The organism is Brevundimonas sp., from assembly GCF_029946145.1.
Lineage (GTDB): Bacteria > Pseudomonadota > Alphaproteobacteria > Caulobacterales > Caulobacteraceae > Brevundimonas.
Map to the genome: position 1 here is coordinate 71,564 of NZ_JAQSDY010000029.1, position 13,466 is coordinate 85,029.

The window sequence follows — 13,466 nt, forward strand, 5'->3', positions numbered from 1 at the left end:
GATGGCCCCCGTCTCAAGCGCGAGAGAGCCACAGCCCCTAGTAGAAATCAAGCTTGGGATAACAGGGACATGTGAATATTGTTAACGTTGTCGGAATGACGGTCCGGAGTCTCGGCAGATCTTGCCAGTCTTCTACCAACCGCCTCAGGCCGCCTTGCCCAGGAGACTGGCGAGATAGGCTTCGATGCCGAAGGCTTCGGTCTGCGGCGTAAACGGCAGATCGACGTGCATCCCGTCGCCGTCGAGCGGCGTCAGGCGCATCCCCTGATTGGCCATCAGCTCCACGGCGATGTCGCCGATGGCTTCGAATCCCGTCTGGTCATCCCAGCTGCCGAAACCGTCCCAGAGCGTCTCGCAGGCCGCCCTGAGTTTCAGCCACACGGGCTGGAACCAATGGCCATCGAGGGCTTGTTTCGTCCGGGGCAGATCGTCGTCCGCCAAACCCTGTCCGGCCATATTGCCCAGATGATAGGCGGCGAACTTCATCAGCTGGCCGTAAGCGTCCGAAACCTCCCGCAGGACCTGATCGACATCGGCGTGCCATCGGTAGGATCGGATGGCGGCGTTTGCCCGGTCTTCGGTGTGGCCGAGGGCGAGCAGGAAGGTGTCCTCGTAGCCGACCGTGGGATCCTGACCGTAGCAACTGCTCCGTCGCGTTGCGGCGTACTCGTCCCAGCAGGCGAAGATGATGTTCCAGCGCAGGTTTCGCAGGGGGTCGGTATGCCGCGTCCGCAGCTGGACGCCAGGGAAACAGGTGTCGAAGGCATGGGTGATCTCCACATGTGCGCACTCGTGCGCGATCATGTGGATGGCGAGCTGATAGTGCTCAGAGCTGTCGTCGAGCACGGCCGACACCAAACCGGCGTTGAAGACCAGGTGGCTCTTCAGGATGCCGTCGCGCAGGACGGACGGCGTCATCGCGATGCCGATCACATCGCCTTCCGAGGGCGTCAGCACAATGGTGGCGGCGTAGCCCCGGTCGAGCTCGGCGAGGGCCTGAACGTAGTCGCCGGCGATCGTCATGCCGTCGAGCCCCGACAGGTCGAAGGTTCGGCTGATGTGGCGCACGAGCCCGCCGACCAGGTGGCCGAGCCGGGAGGATTCCGTCTCGTCCCCATAGGCGCGGATGCAGATTGGAAACCCCTCGGGCGCGGTGATCGGTGGTTCGGAGAGGTCGGTCATGCCGCTTCCGCTTCCTGTGAGCCGTCCGCGACTCGGCCGATGTCGAACGCGCGGGCGAAGCCCGAAGCGCCGTTCTGATCGTAGAGGCGCAGGGGCGCATCCGCCTTCGGCATCCAGACCCGTCCGGTCTCGACGGCCAGCGAGGCCGGAAGCGCTGGAAACACATGGATGACGGTTGATTGTCCGGGCACCGCCTTGATCCGGTTGAACAGCCCGCGAAGAAGGCGGCGATAGTTCGCCTGATCCTCCGGCCGTCGCAGGATGTCGTTATGGGCGCCGGTCGCGGTAATCGACCAGATGGCGGCGTCGTCGCCCAGGACAGCGCGAATCCGATCGTCATCGACGTCGGCGCTGACGGCCAGCTTGAGCGCGACCGGGCCCGCGCCGGCCGCAGGTTCGCCGACGTTCAGAACGAGCATTGGCTGGTCGTCCTGCCAGGCCCAGGTGGCGGGTTCCCGATGACGCTGGTGGATGGCGGCGGGAACGATGTCGCCGAGCAGGCGTCCGAGTTCGATCAGCAGGGGCTGGGGCGCGAGCGGGAAGACGCTGAGGTGGCGGATGTCCTGGCGCTCGATCCGGCTGCGGACGGCTGTCTCGAACTGGCGGCCGAGGTTGAGGCGCTGCGTATCCCAGTAGATCGGTTCGTGGTCTCCGAAGGCGGCCCCCACCAGTTCCAGATCGATCGTTTCGCCGGACGCAGGATGCCGGTGCGGCAGCATGGCGTCGAAGATCTCGCGCGTGGACACCAGGGCCGGGTTCTCGCCAATCTTCGCCGAGAACCGCACCACATGGGATGCCAGATCCGGCCGGATGGCGACGTTGCGGACGATACGGCGCTCGTGTTCGGCCTTCATCTCCAGCAACAGGGTCTCGGGGTGATCGTCGGGCGCATCAACGTCGATGCGTTTGTGGTGGCGCGCGCACATCAGCATCAGGTTTTCCAGGCGCTTGGCCAGCAGGGCCGACCGTACCTTGTCGCCGCGCGGACCGTCCGGGCTGTCCGCCACGATGTGGGCAAGGAAGCCGAAGGTTCCGTCTTCACGGCCAGCGATCAGGTCGCCGACGAGGTATTCGGAACAGCCCCGATACTGGCAGCATCCGCCCGCGCGGGCCCACAGGGCGTTGGCGACCTTGTTAGGAATAGTGGTCTTCGCCATCACGCGGCCTCCACATGCCGACCGCTCGCGGTCCATTGTCCGGTGGCGCGCCAGCCCTCGTATGCGGCCAGCCATTCGATGATCCAGGGGACGGTCGTTTCCGCCAGACTGTCCGCAGGAGACCAGTCGTCGGCGTCGGGATCGAGCATGCACAGGACAACCGAGCCGTCCTCCCGGTAATAGACATGGGGCAACGCGCCTTCCGCGTCTCCCGGTCGGCGGCGGAGCGGCGGCGTCAGAACGGTGACCTCCGGCTGCGTGTTGCTTACGTCGGGACGTTCGATGATGAGGGGCGCCCGGTAGACAATCCGGACCTGGAAGGTCTGGAGCAGGGGCTTCAGCGGGCCCTGCCAGACGGCGCGATCTCCGGCCCTGGCCGCCAGCGCCAGTTGGGGCCATAGCCGCGCGAGGTCGGCGATCTGGGTCTCGATGGCGCGGGTCACGACGGGTGGCGCTCCCCCATGTTGGTGTGAGCCACGGCGCGGACCGGCGACAGGCCGGCGGCGACGCCGACGAGCGCGGGGGCCGCCGGCGTGAATAGGCCGCCGCCGGGGGTGTAGCCGTGCTGCCGGCTCTTCACTTGGCGACCGAGACGCTCGTTGAAGGCGACGACCGACCGGGTGACGACACGCTCGCCGAACTGTTTGCGCAGCCATGCCTGAAGGTCTTCGAGTTCCACGTTGCGCCGGGCGGCTTCGAGCCCGTCGGCCAGGGCGTTGAGCAGGCCGGCATAGGTCCGCTGTTGGGCGTGTGTCTCGGGCCAGCGGTCCGTGAATTTCTCAAGCCCGAACACGGGATTGGGGACCGCGATCAGGCGCTGGGCCCGGTCCGCCTCCTCGATTGCCCGGGCCGTCCAGCGGGCCTGACGGATCAGCATGTCGGCCAAGCCGAGTCCCGGAACGGCCGCCTTGCCCGCGTGGCAGGAGATGACGACCGAAGGCGGGATCCGGCCATCGGCGTCCGAGTAGGCGATGTTGCGGTGGCGCTTGAGGAGTTGCTGCGCCACCGTCGCCACATTCTTGATGACTAGGGGGGTCTGGGGCGGGACCTCGTCTACATCCGCGGCGGCGAAGGCGATGCCGGCGTCCTCGTAAAGCCGGCTGTTCATGGCGAGGGCGAAGCGGTCTTCGGTCGGCGTGCGGTCGCGGTACCAGTCGATGAAGCCCCAAGCGTTCATGAGGACATAGCGGCCGGCGTCGGCGCTGTCTGACTTGTGGTGCACGATCTCGCTCACCTTCTCGGCCGGCGCCGCGCGCCGGGAGGGGGTGATGTCGAGATGCATGCCGTCGGCGTAGTAGAGCGTCATGCAGCGGGTCTGGCGCTTAATGCGAATCTGCGGATAGTCGGCGAGCGCCGCTTCCAGCAGGTCCATCAGCTGGGCGGCGGTCTCGCCGGCCCCGTCGATCTCGCAGATGATGTCGATGTCGTACTCGTCGTCGGTGCCGCGCGTGGAGATGGTGGCGTCGATCGCCATAGATCCTTGCGGATAGAAGGCCCGCACCCGTCCATGAAGCGGACTGCCCGGACGTTCGATGAAGGCGCGTACAGACGCGTAGCGGTCGCCGGCCTTGGCGTGGAGCCCGGGCGGCAGCTGGATGCTGATGGCGATCTCGGCCAGCAGGGCGTCGAGCGGATCGGCGAAGGGATCGGCGGTGCGGAAATCCCGGTAGGGGGTCGGAGCAGACATCAAGAGCGCGGTCTTTCGGAGGAGGGAACGCCGCCCTGCGGCGTCCGGGTTGAATCAGCCCTTCGGGGGGAAGGGATCGGAGCCGTAGGAGTTGGCGTCGCGGATGCGACCGTCGGGACGGTGGATGATGACTTCACCGCGTTCACGGACGGCGGTGGACCGGGCGGCGGCTTCAGCCTGCGCCTGGGTGGAATGCACCGAACCGACGCGGGAGGCGCCTTCGCGGCGCGCCGCCCATTCCGATCCATGCGGGACGACGTGGATGCGTTTCGACATTTTCGGCTCCTCAAGACGACTCGGGCCTATCCCTCACCGGTGGAATGATTAACGCTGAGAACGGCGGTGCTGTCAAATAAGCACATCCTTATGTTTATGACACGCACATTTGTGCGTAGCATTGACAGAGGATCGCGGCGCAACGCAAACATACGTGCATGTCGGATGATGAAATCTACAAAGCGTTCGGGCGCTCGGTCGCCGCGCGGCGCCGGGAATTGGATTTGACCCAGGCCAAGCTGGCTGCGCGGGTGGGGATGTCACGCGCCTCGATCGCCAACATCGAGAGCGGCCGGCAGAACGTCCTGCTGCACCACGTCTACAGCCTCGCGTCGGCGCTTGCCGTGGCCAAGCTATCCGACATCCTGCCCGCCCCGGTGCGGCCTGTCCGTCACGAGGACCTTGAAGTGATCCGGTGGGATGAGACGGTCGCGGTCACCTCCCAGACGCGCGCCCAGATCACCGACATGATCGCAAGCGCTATGGGACAACGCGGCCTGAAGGTCGGGCCGTGACCGTGACCGTCGAGCAGGCCCGTCAGAAGGCGCGCGCGATCCTTGACGACTTCGGGGTCAAGACCGCGCCCGTGCCGGTCGAGCGGATCATCAAGGCGCGCAACATCGCGCTCCAGTACGCGCCGCTGGACGAGGCGCTTTCCGGCATGGCCTACATCAAGGACGGGGTAGGCATCATCGGGGTGAACGCCCTGCATCATCCCAACCGCCAGCGCTTCTCGGCGGCGCACGAGCTGGCGCATCACGAACTTCACGCCGACATCATCGAGAAGGCCGTTCACGTGGACAGCGGCCTGCGGGTGCTGTTCCGGGACGAATTGTCCGCACAGGGCACGGACGACCTCGAGGTCCAGGCGAACGCCTTTGCCGCCGAACTGCTGATGCCGCGCGAACTCCTGATTGCAGCGCTCGACGGCGGAGGGATCGATATGGATGACGACGCCGCCGTCGAGGCCCTCGCCCGCAAGTTCCGGGTTAGCGCCTCGGCGATGCGGTATCGCTTGGCCAGCGGCCTCTAGACCGGAGTCTGCGGTGAGCTTCGTCTTCTTCGATACCGAGACGACGGGCCTCCACAAGGGATTCGACCAGATCGTTCATTTCGCGGCGATCCGGACCGATAACGATCTGAACGAAATCGATCGCTTCGAGGCGCGATGCCGGCTGATGGCGCACATCGTTCCCCATCCCGCGGCCGTGACCACCAATGGCCTTCCGATATCGCGGCTGACCGACGCCGGCCTGCCGACCCACTACGAGATGATGCGTCAGGTCCGCGCGAAGCTCCTGGACTGGACGCCCTCGATCGTCGTGGGCTTCAACTCGATCCGGTTCGACGAAGAGATGATCCGCCACGCGCTCTTCCAGACTCTCCACGATCCCTATCTGACCAGCCGGAACAACAACTGCCGGGGCGACGCGCTCGGCCTGGTCATGGCGGCGGTCGCCGATACGCCGGGCTGTCTCATCGTTCCTCTCGGTTCGGAAGGCCGCCCGACGTTCCGCCTCGAGGCGTTGGCGGCAGCGAACGGTCTCGACCACGCGATGGCGCACGATGCGATGGCCGATGTCGGCGCGACGCTGGCTCTATGCCGCATGGTGAAGGACGGCGCGCCGGATGTCTGGCAGCGCTTTGTGCGTTTCTCGAACAAGGCGGCCGTCGCCCAGTTCGTCGCCTCCGAGGATGGGTTCCTGCTGACCGAGTTCTACGGCAACGAGCCCTACCCGTCGCCCGTGGTCTTGGTCGGCGCGAACCCTGAGCAGGCCGCCAATGGCAGGCTCTGTCTCCGCCTCGATATTGACATCGAGGGGCTTGTCGCCCTGTCCGATGAGGCCTTGAAAGAGGCGCTCGCGGAGAAGGCTGGACCCGTCCGTCAGCTCCGCACGAATGCAGGGCCGGTGCTGACGCCGCTCTATGACGTGCCGGACGCCCTGCTCAACGGGCGCACGGTAGACGACTTTGAGGCCGTCGCCCGTCGGGTGAAGGACGACGCCGCCCTTTGCGCCCGGATCGTTGCCGCCTGGGCGGCCGGGCGGACCCCTTACGAACGATCCCCTCATCCAGAGCGTCGCACGCATGACGGCTTCCCGGGGCCGGCCGACGAACTCCGGCGTGACGACTTCCATGAAGCGGGGTGGGCTGAGGCTGTCAGGATCGTCGAGCATTTTGACGACGACCGGCTGCGCGCGTTTGGCCTGCGGCTGATCTATCTCGGGAACCGCGCCATTCTTCCGGCGGCGCTTGCCGCCGAGGCGGAGCGTGCGCTGACGGATCGTCTGATAGGGGACGAATCCGGCGGGCTGACACTGACCGCCGCGCTGGCCGAGACGGACAGATTGCTTCCCTCGGTGGGGGAGGGCCGCGATCGCGAGCTTCTGGACGGCTACAGAATCTGGCTTGTCGACCGGATTGAGCGGGTCATGACCTTCCGGGCGAAGCGGTTCGCCACCCCGACGCCGGCTTGATGCCCAAATTGATTGTTAGCGTTCGATGACAATATGACCTGTAATCGTACGGTGACATCTCGCATTGTCGTCGAACGCTAACAGTGATAAATGTCAGCGTATGCTGACGCGGTGGCCACGATGATCGTTCGTTCGTCCAAGGATCTGGGGGCGGCCGTCAAGGCGCGCCGGAAGGTGCTGGCGCTGGACCAGGGCTCGCTCGCGGCCAAGGTCGGCGTGAGCCGTCAGTGGATCGGCGCGCTCGAGCAGGGCAAGCCGGGAGCCGAGTTGGCGCTGGTTCTGAGGACCCTGCGCGCCCTGGACATGCCGCTGTCGATCGGGGACCCGCTCGTGGCCCGCGAGGGTGACGGCGACTCGGTGGACATCGACGCGATCGTGGCGAGGGCCCGCCAAGGTGGCTGACGAAGCCCTCATCCTGCTGCTCGACGGCCAGATCATCGGATCAGTTCATCGCCGAAAGGGGCGGCTGTCCCTGGTCTATGACGACGCATGGCGCCTGAGGCCGGACGCCTATCCCCTGTCTCTGTCGATGCCTCTGGCCTCGGCGGAGTATCCGCACGGCCCGGTCAACGCCTTCCTATGGGGGCTGCTGCCGGACAATGACGTCGTAATCGAGCGCTGGGCCCGCCATTTCCAGGTGTCGGCGAAGAACCCCTTCGCCCTGATCGGAGCGGTGGGCGAGGATTGCGCCGGAGCCGTGCAGTTCGTGCGCCCGGACCGGCTGGAGGCGCTTCAGGGGGGCGGCGAGGACACAATCGACTGGCTGGAGTCGCATCAGGTCGCCGAACGGCTGAAGGCGCTCAGGGAAGATCAGGCGGCCTGGCGGGCGGCGAGGGACACCGGCCAGTTCAGTCTCGCCGGCGCCCAGCCCAAGACCGCCTTGATGTGGGAGAATGGTCGATGGGGCGTGCCGTCGGGCCGACTGCCCACGACTCACATCCTCAAGCCGCCCAGTGTCGCTTTCGACGGTCACGCTGAGAACGAGCATCTCTGTCTGCTGCTCGCGCGCCGGCTGGGCATTCCTGCGGCGGCGTCTCGTGTCGAGCGCTTCGGGGACGAGATCGCCATCGTGGTCGAACGCTACGATCGGCTGCGCCTCGGCGACCGGATCGCGCGAGTGCACCAGGAAGATTTCTGCCAGGCTCTCGCCCGTCTCCCGACCGACAAGTACCAGAACGAGGGCGGGCCGGGTGTGCGCGACTGCGTGGAGGTCCTGGCGGACCAGTCGAGCGCACCGGGCGAGGACATAGACACCTTCCTGGACGCTGTCCTGTTCAACTGGATCGTCGTTGGCACCGACGCCCACGCCAAGAACTACTCACTGCTATTGTCCGGAGAGGGGCGGGTGCGCCTGGCCCCGCTCTACGACATCGCCAGCGCCCTGCCGTACCCCGGTCTCGACTATCAGAAGCTCAAGCTGGCGATGAAGCTCGGCGGCGAATACCGGCTGAGGGACATCGGGGCGCGGCATGTGGGCCGGATGGCGGCCGAGGTGCGCCAGTCTCCGAAGCGGTGGGTCGAGCGCGCCCGTGAGCTCGCCCGGGAAACGCCCGCGGCGGTCAACGATGTCGCGGAGGAAATGCGGGCCTCCGGCCTTGACCACGAGATCGTCGGGCGGCTCGCCGAGACCATCGCCGACCGGGCGAGGACTCTGGAGGCGCTGCTGGCGGCATGGACGCCGGAAGAGGCCGCCGCGAAGCCACGCCCGACGGCCTGACGAAACAGTCTGAAAATCCGGTTCGGATCCGGAGCGGCGGGCGGCGCGGCAGCCGCTTGATTCGCAGACGCACCGAGGCGCCCGAAAGCCAGCGGCCGGAACCGCCTGAAACCCCGCGTGGCCGGGCGAAACGGCTGTTCAGGCGATTATTTCACAGAACGCGGTTTGCTACCCATGTGCTACCCAGCAAGCAAAAGGGGTTAGCAGTTTCCTGCTAACCCCTTGAAAAATTGGTGGAGCTTAGCGGAGTCGAACCGCTGACCTCTTGCATGCCATGCAAGCGCTCTACCAGCTGAGCTAAAGCCCCGAACCTCAGGCTTCTGGCCTTTCGGTCGGATCGCGTTGGGCCGGGAGGCCCTGCTGCGAGGCGGCGGAACCTATGTCAGGGTCTGATCGCGATCAAGCCCGGTCCAGCCATTTATTTTCGTCCTTCCCGGACCGCCCGAAAGCCGTCCGGGAAGGGTGCGAAAAACCGTCTACTCGTCTTCCTTCGGCGTCTTGATCTCGTCCTCGAAGCCGTCGTCATCCTCGTCCTCGATGAAGGGGACGGAGTCGTCGTCATCGTCAGCCAGGACATCGTCGTCCTCGACCGCTTCGCCCATGCCGGACTCTTCGGTGGGATCGACAGGCGTCTCGTCGTCATCGTCGTCCGGGGTCAGGATCGGCTCATGGCCTTCCTGATCGATCTCGGGCGTCGCGACGGCTTCTTCTTCCTCGTCCTCGTCGCCGTCGGCCTTCTTGTCCTTGACCTGATCCTCGTCGGTCTCGTCGGCGGCATAGCCGGCGGGACGACCGCGGCGGTTGCGCAGTTTCAGCGCCTCCTCCGGATCGAAATCGGTCGCGCATTTGGGGCAATGAGCCGGGCGGCGGCCCAGGTCATAGAATTTGGCCTGGCAGTTCGGGCAGACCTGCTTCTGGCCCAGTTCGGGTTTGGCCACGGTGGAAAGACCTTTGGCGGGAGTGGGGAAATGGGGCGGCTCCCTTGCCACCCCCTGACGCCGCTGTCAAAAACCATCTCCGCGCGCGCCTCCCGACACTGGGCCCGCAGACCTGTTCGGAGACCATCTGGTGTCGATCCCCAGCTGCCTGACCGCCCGCCGCGGCGCCCCGCTGAGCGGCCTCGTGCGCGCCCCGGGCGACAAGTCCATGTCCCACCGCGCCCTGATCCTCGGGGCGATGGCGACGGGAGTCACGGATATCGAGGGCCTTCTGGAGGGCGACGACGTGCTGGCGACGGCGCGGGCGGTGGAGGCCTTCGGCGCGGCGGTCGAACGTCTGGGCGAAGGGCGTTGGCGGGTCACTGGACGTGGCGGGTTCCAGCAACCGGCCGGCGTCATCGACTGCGGCAACGCCGGCACCGGCGTGCGCCTGCTGATGGGGGCGGCCGCCGGGTATCCGGTGACGACGACGTTCGACGGCGACGCCAGTCTGCGAAAGCGACCGATGAAGCGTGTCACCGGCCCCCTGACCGACATGGGCGCGCGGTTCGGCTGGAAGGTCGAGCCTGATCGCCTGCCGGTCGAGATTCAGGGCGGGGCCCTCACGGCGATCGACTTCATCCAGCCCGTGGCTTCCGCCCAGGTGAAGTCGGCCATCCTGCTGGCCGGGTTGAACGCGGACGGCGTGACCACGGTGACCGAGCCCGAGCCCAGCCGCGACCACACCGAACGCATGCTGCGCGCCTTCGGGGCCGAGGTCGGCGTGTTGCCGATGGGCGCCGGCTGGCGGGTCAGTCTGAAGGGCGGGCCGAGGTTGACGGGAACACGGGTGGCCGTGCCCGGCGATCCGTCCTCGGCGGCCTTCCCGCTGGCGGCCGGGCTGATCGTGCCCGGATCTGAAGTGACCGTCGAAGGCGTGATGCTGAACCCGTTGCGCACCGGCCTGTTCGAGACCTGGCGCGAGATGGGAGCGGACCTGACCGTCTCGAACCGTCGCATGTCCGGCGGCGAGGAGCTCGGCGACGTCACGGCGCGGAATTCGGCGCTGACGGGTGTAGTGGTGCCTACGGACCGGGCCGCCTCGATGATCGACGAGTATCCGATCCTCGCCGCGACCGCCGCCTTCGCGACAGGCGCCACCGTCATGCGCGGCATCGGCGAGATGCGGGTCAAGGAGAGCGACCGGATCGCCCTGATGGCGGCAGGCCTGATCGCCTGCGGCGTTACCGTCGAGGAGGAGCCGGAGGGCTTCACTGTCACCGGCGGTCCTGTTCGAGGCGGCGCGACCGTGACCACCCACGGCGACCACCGCATCGCCATGAGCCATCTGGTGCTGGGTCTGGCGGCCAACAAGGCGGTCACCGTCGACGAGTCGGGCATGATCGCGACGAGCTTTCCCGGATTTGTCGAGTTGATGCGCGGCCTCGGGGCCGATATCGCAGCGTCCGGATGAACCGTTTTCTGATTATCGCCGTCGATGGCCCCGCCGCATCCGGCAAGGGCACCATCGCCGCGCGGCTGGCGCGCGCGTACGGCCTGCCGCATCTCGACACCGGTCTGCTCTATCGCGCCGTGGGCCTCGGGCTTCTCGACGCCGGCGGATCCCTGGACGACGAGGCCGCCGCCGAGGCCGTGGCGCGGGCGCTGAAAGCGGAGAACCTCAGCGACACCGAGCGGCTGACCAGCGGGACGGCAGGCGAGGCCGCCAGCCGGACGGCCGGCTATCCCGGCGTGCGCGCCGCCCTGCTGGAATTCCAGCGCGATTTCGCCGCCCAGCCGGGTGGGGCGGTTCTGGATGGCCGCGATATCGGCACCGTCATCGCGCCGAACGCCCAGGCCAAGCTGTTCGTCACCGCCACGCCCGAGGTCCGCGCCATGCGCCGCTGGAAGCAGCTGACCGGCCGCGGCGACGCCATCGCCTATGAAGACATGCTGGCCGATATCGTGCGTCGGGACGAGCGCGACGCGGGCCGGGGCGCCGCGCCCATGGTGCAGGCCGACGACGCCGTCTTGCTGGATACGACCGAAATGGATATAGAGACCGCCTTCGATGCGGCCCGCCGTATCGTCGAGGCGGCGCGCAGCCGGTCCGGTCTCTAGGGACCCCCGGCAAATCCAACGCTCCATCCCTCGGCTTCCGCGGGCGTTCTGGCTCATTCGCCTCGCGTCCTGACGACCTGCTGACCCTTTCACACTCACCTCGCGCGGGGCCGTCCGGTCGCGCGCCACAACCGTTAGAAACCTCAACACTGCATGACTGACACCCAAAGCTTCTCCCCCTCGCGTGACGACTTCGCCGCGCTGCTCGACGAAACCCTTCAGGGCCGCGATCTCGGTGAAGGCCAGGTCGTTCACGGCCGCGTCGTCGGCATCGAGAAAGACATCCTGATCATCGACGTCGGTCTGAAGACCGAAGGCCGCATCCCGGCCCGCGAGTTCGGCATCGGCGAAGGCGCCGTCATTCCGAAGCTCGGCGACAATGTCGAAGTCTACCTCGAGCGCGTCGAGAACGCCCTGGGTGAAGCCGTCATCAGCCGCGACAAGGCTCGCCGCGAAGAAGCCTGGACCCGTCTGGAAGTCGTGTTCGCCGAAGGCCAGCCGGTCAACGGCGCCATCGTCGGCCGCGTCAAGGGCGGCTTCACCGTCGACCTCGGCGGCGCCTCGGCCTTCCTGCCCGGCTCGCAGGTCGACATCCGCCCGGTGCGCGACGTCGGCCCGCTCATGGGCAAGGAACAGCCCTTCGCCATCCTGAAAATGGACCGTCCGCGCGGCAACATCGTCGTCTCGCGTCGCGCCATCCTGGAAGAAGCCCGCGCCGAACAGCGCACCGAATTGGTCGGCCAGCTGCTGGAAGGCGAAGTCCGCGAAGGCGTGGTCAAGAACATCACCGACTACGGCGCGTTCGTGGACCTGGGCGGCATCGACGGCCTGCTGCACGTCACCGACATGTCGTGGAAGCGCGTCTCGCACCCCTCGCAGGTCCTCGCCGTCGGCGACACCGTCAAGGTCCAGATCGTCAAGATCAACCCGGACACCCAGCGCATCAGCCTCGGCATGAAGCAGCTGCAGACCGATCCGTGGGACGGCGTCGAAGCCAAATACCCGGTCGGCGCCAAGATGACCGGCCGCATCACCAACATCACCGACTACGGCGCGTTTGTTGAGCTGGAAGCCGGCGTTGAAGGCCTGGTCCACGTCTCGGAAATGTCCTGGACCAAGAAGAACGTCCACCCCGGCAAGATCGTCTCGACCTCGCAGGAAGTCGATGTGGTCGTGCTGGATGTCGACGCCTCCAAGCGCCGCATCTCGCTGGGCCTCAAGCAGGCCCAGGACAATCCGTGGGACGCCTTCGTGGCCGCCAACCCGATCGGTTCGACCGTCGAGGGCGAGGTCAAGAACGCCACCGAGTTCGGCCTGTTCATCGGCCTGGACAACGACATCGACGGCATGGTCCACCTGTCGGACCTGGACTGGAACGTCTCGGGCGAGGAAGCCATCCAGCGCTACCGCAAGGGCGAAACCGTCAAGGCCAAGGTGCTGGACGTCGACGTCGAGAAGGAACGCGTCTCGCTCGGCATCAAGCAGCTGGGCGGCGATCCGATGGAAGGCGACACCTTCAAGAAGGGCCAGCAGGTCACCGTCACCGTGACGTCGATCGAAACCGGCGGCATCGAGGTCAAGTTCGGTGAAGAGGACGCCCCGGCGACCGCCTTCATCCGCAAGTCCGACCTGTCCCGCGACCGCAACGACCAGCGCACCGAGCGCTATTCGGTCGGCGATCGCGTCGACGCCATGGTCACCGGCATCGACAAGGCCTCGCGCCGCGTCTCGGTGTCGATCAAGGCCCTGGAAATGAAGGACGAGACCGCGGCGATCGAACAGTTCGGTTCGTCGGACTCGGGCGCCTCGCTGGGCGACATCCTCGGCGCGGCCCTTCGTGAGAAGGCCAGCACCAAGGAATAGTCACCTTTGTGATCTGGATACGGATCAGGCGGCGGGAGCGATCCCGCCGCCTTTTTCGTGCGCCCGCCG

At 66.7% G+C, this 13,466-nt stretch carries 14 protein-coding genes and 1 tRNA gene; 8 read left to right on the top strand and 7 right to left on the bottom strand.

Annotation, left to right across the window (positions count from 1 at the left end; translation table 11 throughout):
• Positions 1-144: 144 nt before the first annotated feature.
• Genes PSV23_RS15930 through PSV23_RS15950 form a run of 5 tightly spaced genes read right to left on the bottom strand, consistent with a single transcriptional unit; the run spans position 145 to position 4,302 of the window.
• Positions 145-1,182, bottom strand: a complete 1,038-nt coding sequence (locus tag PSV23_RS15930; RefSeq protein ID WP_300470947.1) for a hypothetical protein — start codon at positions 1,180-1,182, stop codon at positions 145-147.
• Entirely contained in the window at positions 1,179-2,339 is a 1,161-nt protein-coding gene (locus tag PSV23_RS15935; protein ID WP_300470949.1) for an SAVED domain-containing protein, read from the bottom strand. The genes PSV23_RS15930 and PSV23_RS15935 overlap by 4 nt, the downstream gene beginning before the upstream one ends.
• On the bottom strand, positions 2,339-2,782 hold the full coding sequence (locus tag PSV23_RS15940) for a hypothetical protein (RefSeq protein ID WP_300470951.1): 444 nt from the start codon (positions 2,780-2,782) through the stop codon (positions 2,339-2,341). Before PSV23_RS15940 ends, PSV23_RS15935 begins: the two co-directional genes overlap by 1 nt.
• On the bottom strand, positions 2,779-4,026 hold the full coding sequence (locus PSV23_RS15945; RefSeq protein WP_300470954.1) for a nucleotidyltransferase: 1,248 nt from the start codon (positions 4,024-4,026) through the stop codon (positions 2,779-2,781). The genes PSV23_RS15940 and PSV23_RS15945 overlap by 4 nt, the downstream gene beginning before the upstream one ends.
• A 54-nt stretch (positions 4,027-4,080) precedes the next feature.
• The gene (locus PSV23_RS15950; protein WP_300470956.1) at positions 4,081-4,302 is read right to left on the bottom strand and encodes a DUF2188 domain-containing protein; all 222 of its coding nucleotides are present in this window, start codon (positions 4,300-4,302) and stop codon (positions 4,081-4,083) included.
• A 158-nt stretch (positions 4,303-4,460) separates the two neighbouring features.
• Here PSV23_RS15950 and PSV23_RS15955 point away from each other — a divergent pair, with 158 nt between their 5' ends.
• The 5 genes from PSV23_RS15955 to PSV23_RS15975 all read left to right on the top strand — a co-directional run bounded on the left by PSV23_RS15955 (position 4,461) and on the right by PSV23_RS15975 (position 8,496).
• Complete coding sequence (locus tag PSV23_RS15955; RefSeq protein ID WP_300470958.1) at positions 4,461-4,817, top strand: helix-turn-helix transcriptional regulator; 357 nt, start codon at positions 4,461-4,463, stop codon at positions 4,815-4,817.
• Entirely contained in the window at positions 4,814-5,335 is a 522-nt protein-coding gene (locus tag PSV23_RS15960) for an ImmA/IrrE family metallo-endopeptidase (protein WP_300470961.1), read from the top strand. Before PSV23_RS15955 ends, PSV23_RS15960 begins: the two co-directional genes overlap by 4 nt.
• A gap of 13 nt (positions 5,336-5,348) precedes the next feature.
• Positions 5,349-6,779: an exonuclease domain-containing protein gene (locus tag PSV23_RS15965; protein WP_300470963.1), complete on the top strand. Its 1,431-nt coding sequence runs from the start codon at positions 5,349-5,351 to the stop codon at positions 6,777-6,779.
• 120 nt (positions 6,780-6,899) lie between these two features.
• The gene (locus PSV23_RS15970) at positions 6,900-7,181 is read left to right on the top strand and encodes a helix-turn-helix domain-containing protein (protein WP_300470965.1); all 282 of its coding nucleotides are present in this window, start codon (positions 6,900-6,902) and stop codon (positions 7,179-7,181) included.
• Positions 7,174-8,496 carry a type II toxin-antitoxin system HipA family toxin gene (locus PSV23_RS15975; protein ID WP_300470968.1) on the top strand — a complete coding sequence of 441 codons (1,323 nt, stop codon included), beginning with the start codon at positions 7,174-7,176 and terminating at the stop codon, positions 8,494-8,496. Before PSV23_RS15970 ends, PSV23_RS15975 begins: the two co-directional genes overlap by 8 nt.
• A gap of 231 nt (positions 8,497-8,727) precedes the next feature.
• Here PSV23_RS15975 and PSV23_RS15980 read toward each other — a convergent pair.
• Both PSV23_RS15980 and PSV23_RS15985 read right to left on the bottom strand, forming a co-directional pair.
• Positions 8,728-8,803 (bottom strand) — tRNA-Ala (locus PSV23_RS15980).
• Positions 8,804-8,972: 169 nt separating this feature from the next.
• Positions 8,973-9,434: a TIGR02300 family protein gene (locus PSV23_RS15985; protein WP_300470970.1), complete on the bottom strand. Its 462-nt coding sequence runs from the start codon at positions 9,432-9,434 to the stop codon at positions 8,973-8,975.
• Positions 9,435-9,570: 136 nt separating this feature from the next.
• Between PSV23_RS15985 and aroA the strand changes: the two genes are divergently transcribed.
• From aroA to rpsA, 3 genes are all read left to right on the top strand, one after another.
• Complete coding sequence (aroA, locus tag PSV23_RS15990) at positions 9,571-10,887, top strand: 3-phosphoshikimate 1-carboxyvinyltransferase (RefSeq protein WP_300471076.1); 1,317 nt, start codon at positions 9,571-9,573, stop codon at positions 10,885-10,887.
• Positions 10,884-11,534, top strand: coding sequence for a (d)CMP kinase (gene cmk / locus PSV23_RS15995; RefSeq protein ID WP_300470972.1), 651 nt, complete (start codon positions 10,884-10,886; stop codon positions 11,532-11,534). Before aroA ends, cmk begins: the two co-directional genes overlap by 4 nt.
• Positions 11,535-11,687: 153 nt before the next feature.
• Positions 11,688-13,397, top strand: a complete 1,710-nt coding sequence (rpsA, locus tag PSV23_RS16000; protein WP_300470974.1) for a 30S ribosomal protein S1 — start codon at positions 11,688-11,690, stop codon at positions 13,395-13,397.
• The last annotated feature ends 69 nt before the right edge of the window (positions 13,398-13,466 follow it).

Coding starts and splice junctions, on each gene's coding strand:
- PSV23_RS15930 (WP_300470947.1), bottom strand. CDS start 1,182: ATGACCGACCTCTCCGAACCACCGATCACCGCGCCCGAGGGGTTTCCA.
- PSV23_RS15935 (WP_300470949.1), bottom strand. CDS start 2,339: ATGGCGAAGACCACTATTCCTAACAAGGTCGCCAACGCCCTGTGGGCC.
- PSV23_RS15945 (WP_300470954.1), bottom strand. CDS start 4,026: ATGTCTGCTCCGACCCCCTACCGGGATTTCCGCACCGCCGATCCCTTC.
- PSV23_RS15950 (WP_300470956.1), bottom strand. CDS start 4,302: ATGTCGAAACGCATCCACGTCGTCCCGCATGGATCGGAATGGGCGGCG.
- PSV23_RS15955 (WP_300470958.1), top strand. CDS start 4,461: ATGTCGGATGATGAAATCTACAAAGCGTTCGGGCGCTCGGTCGCCGCG.
- PSV23_RS15970 (WP_300470965.1), top strand. CDS start 6,900: ATGATCGTTCGTTCGTCCAAGGATCTGGGGGCGGCCGTCAAGGCGCGC.
- cmk (WP_300470972.1), top strand. CDS start 10,884: ATGAACCGTTTTCTGATTATCGCCGTCGATGGCCCCGCCGCATCCGGC.
- rpsA (WP_300470974.1), top strand. CDS start 11,688: ATGACTGACACCCAAAGCTTCTCCCCCTCGCGTGACGACTTCGCCGCG.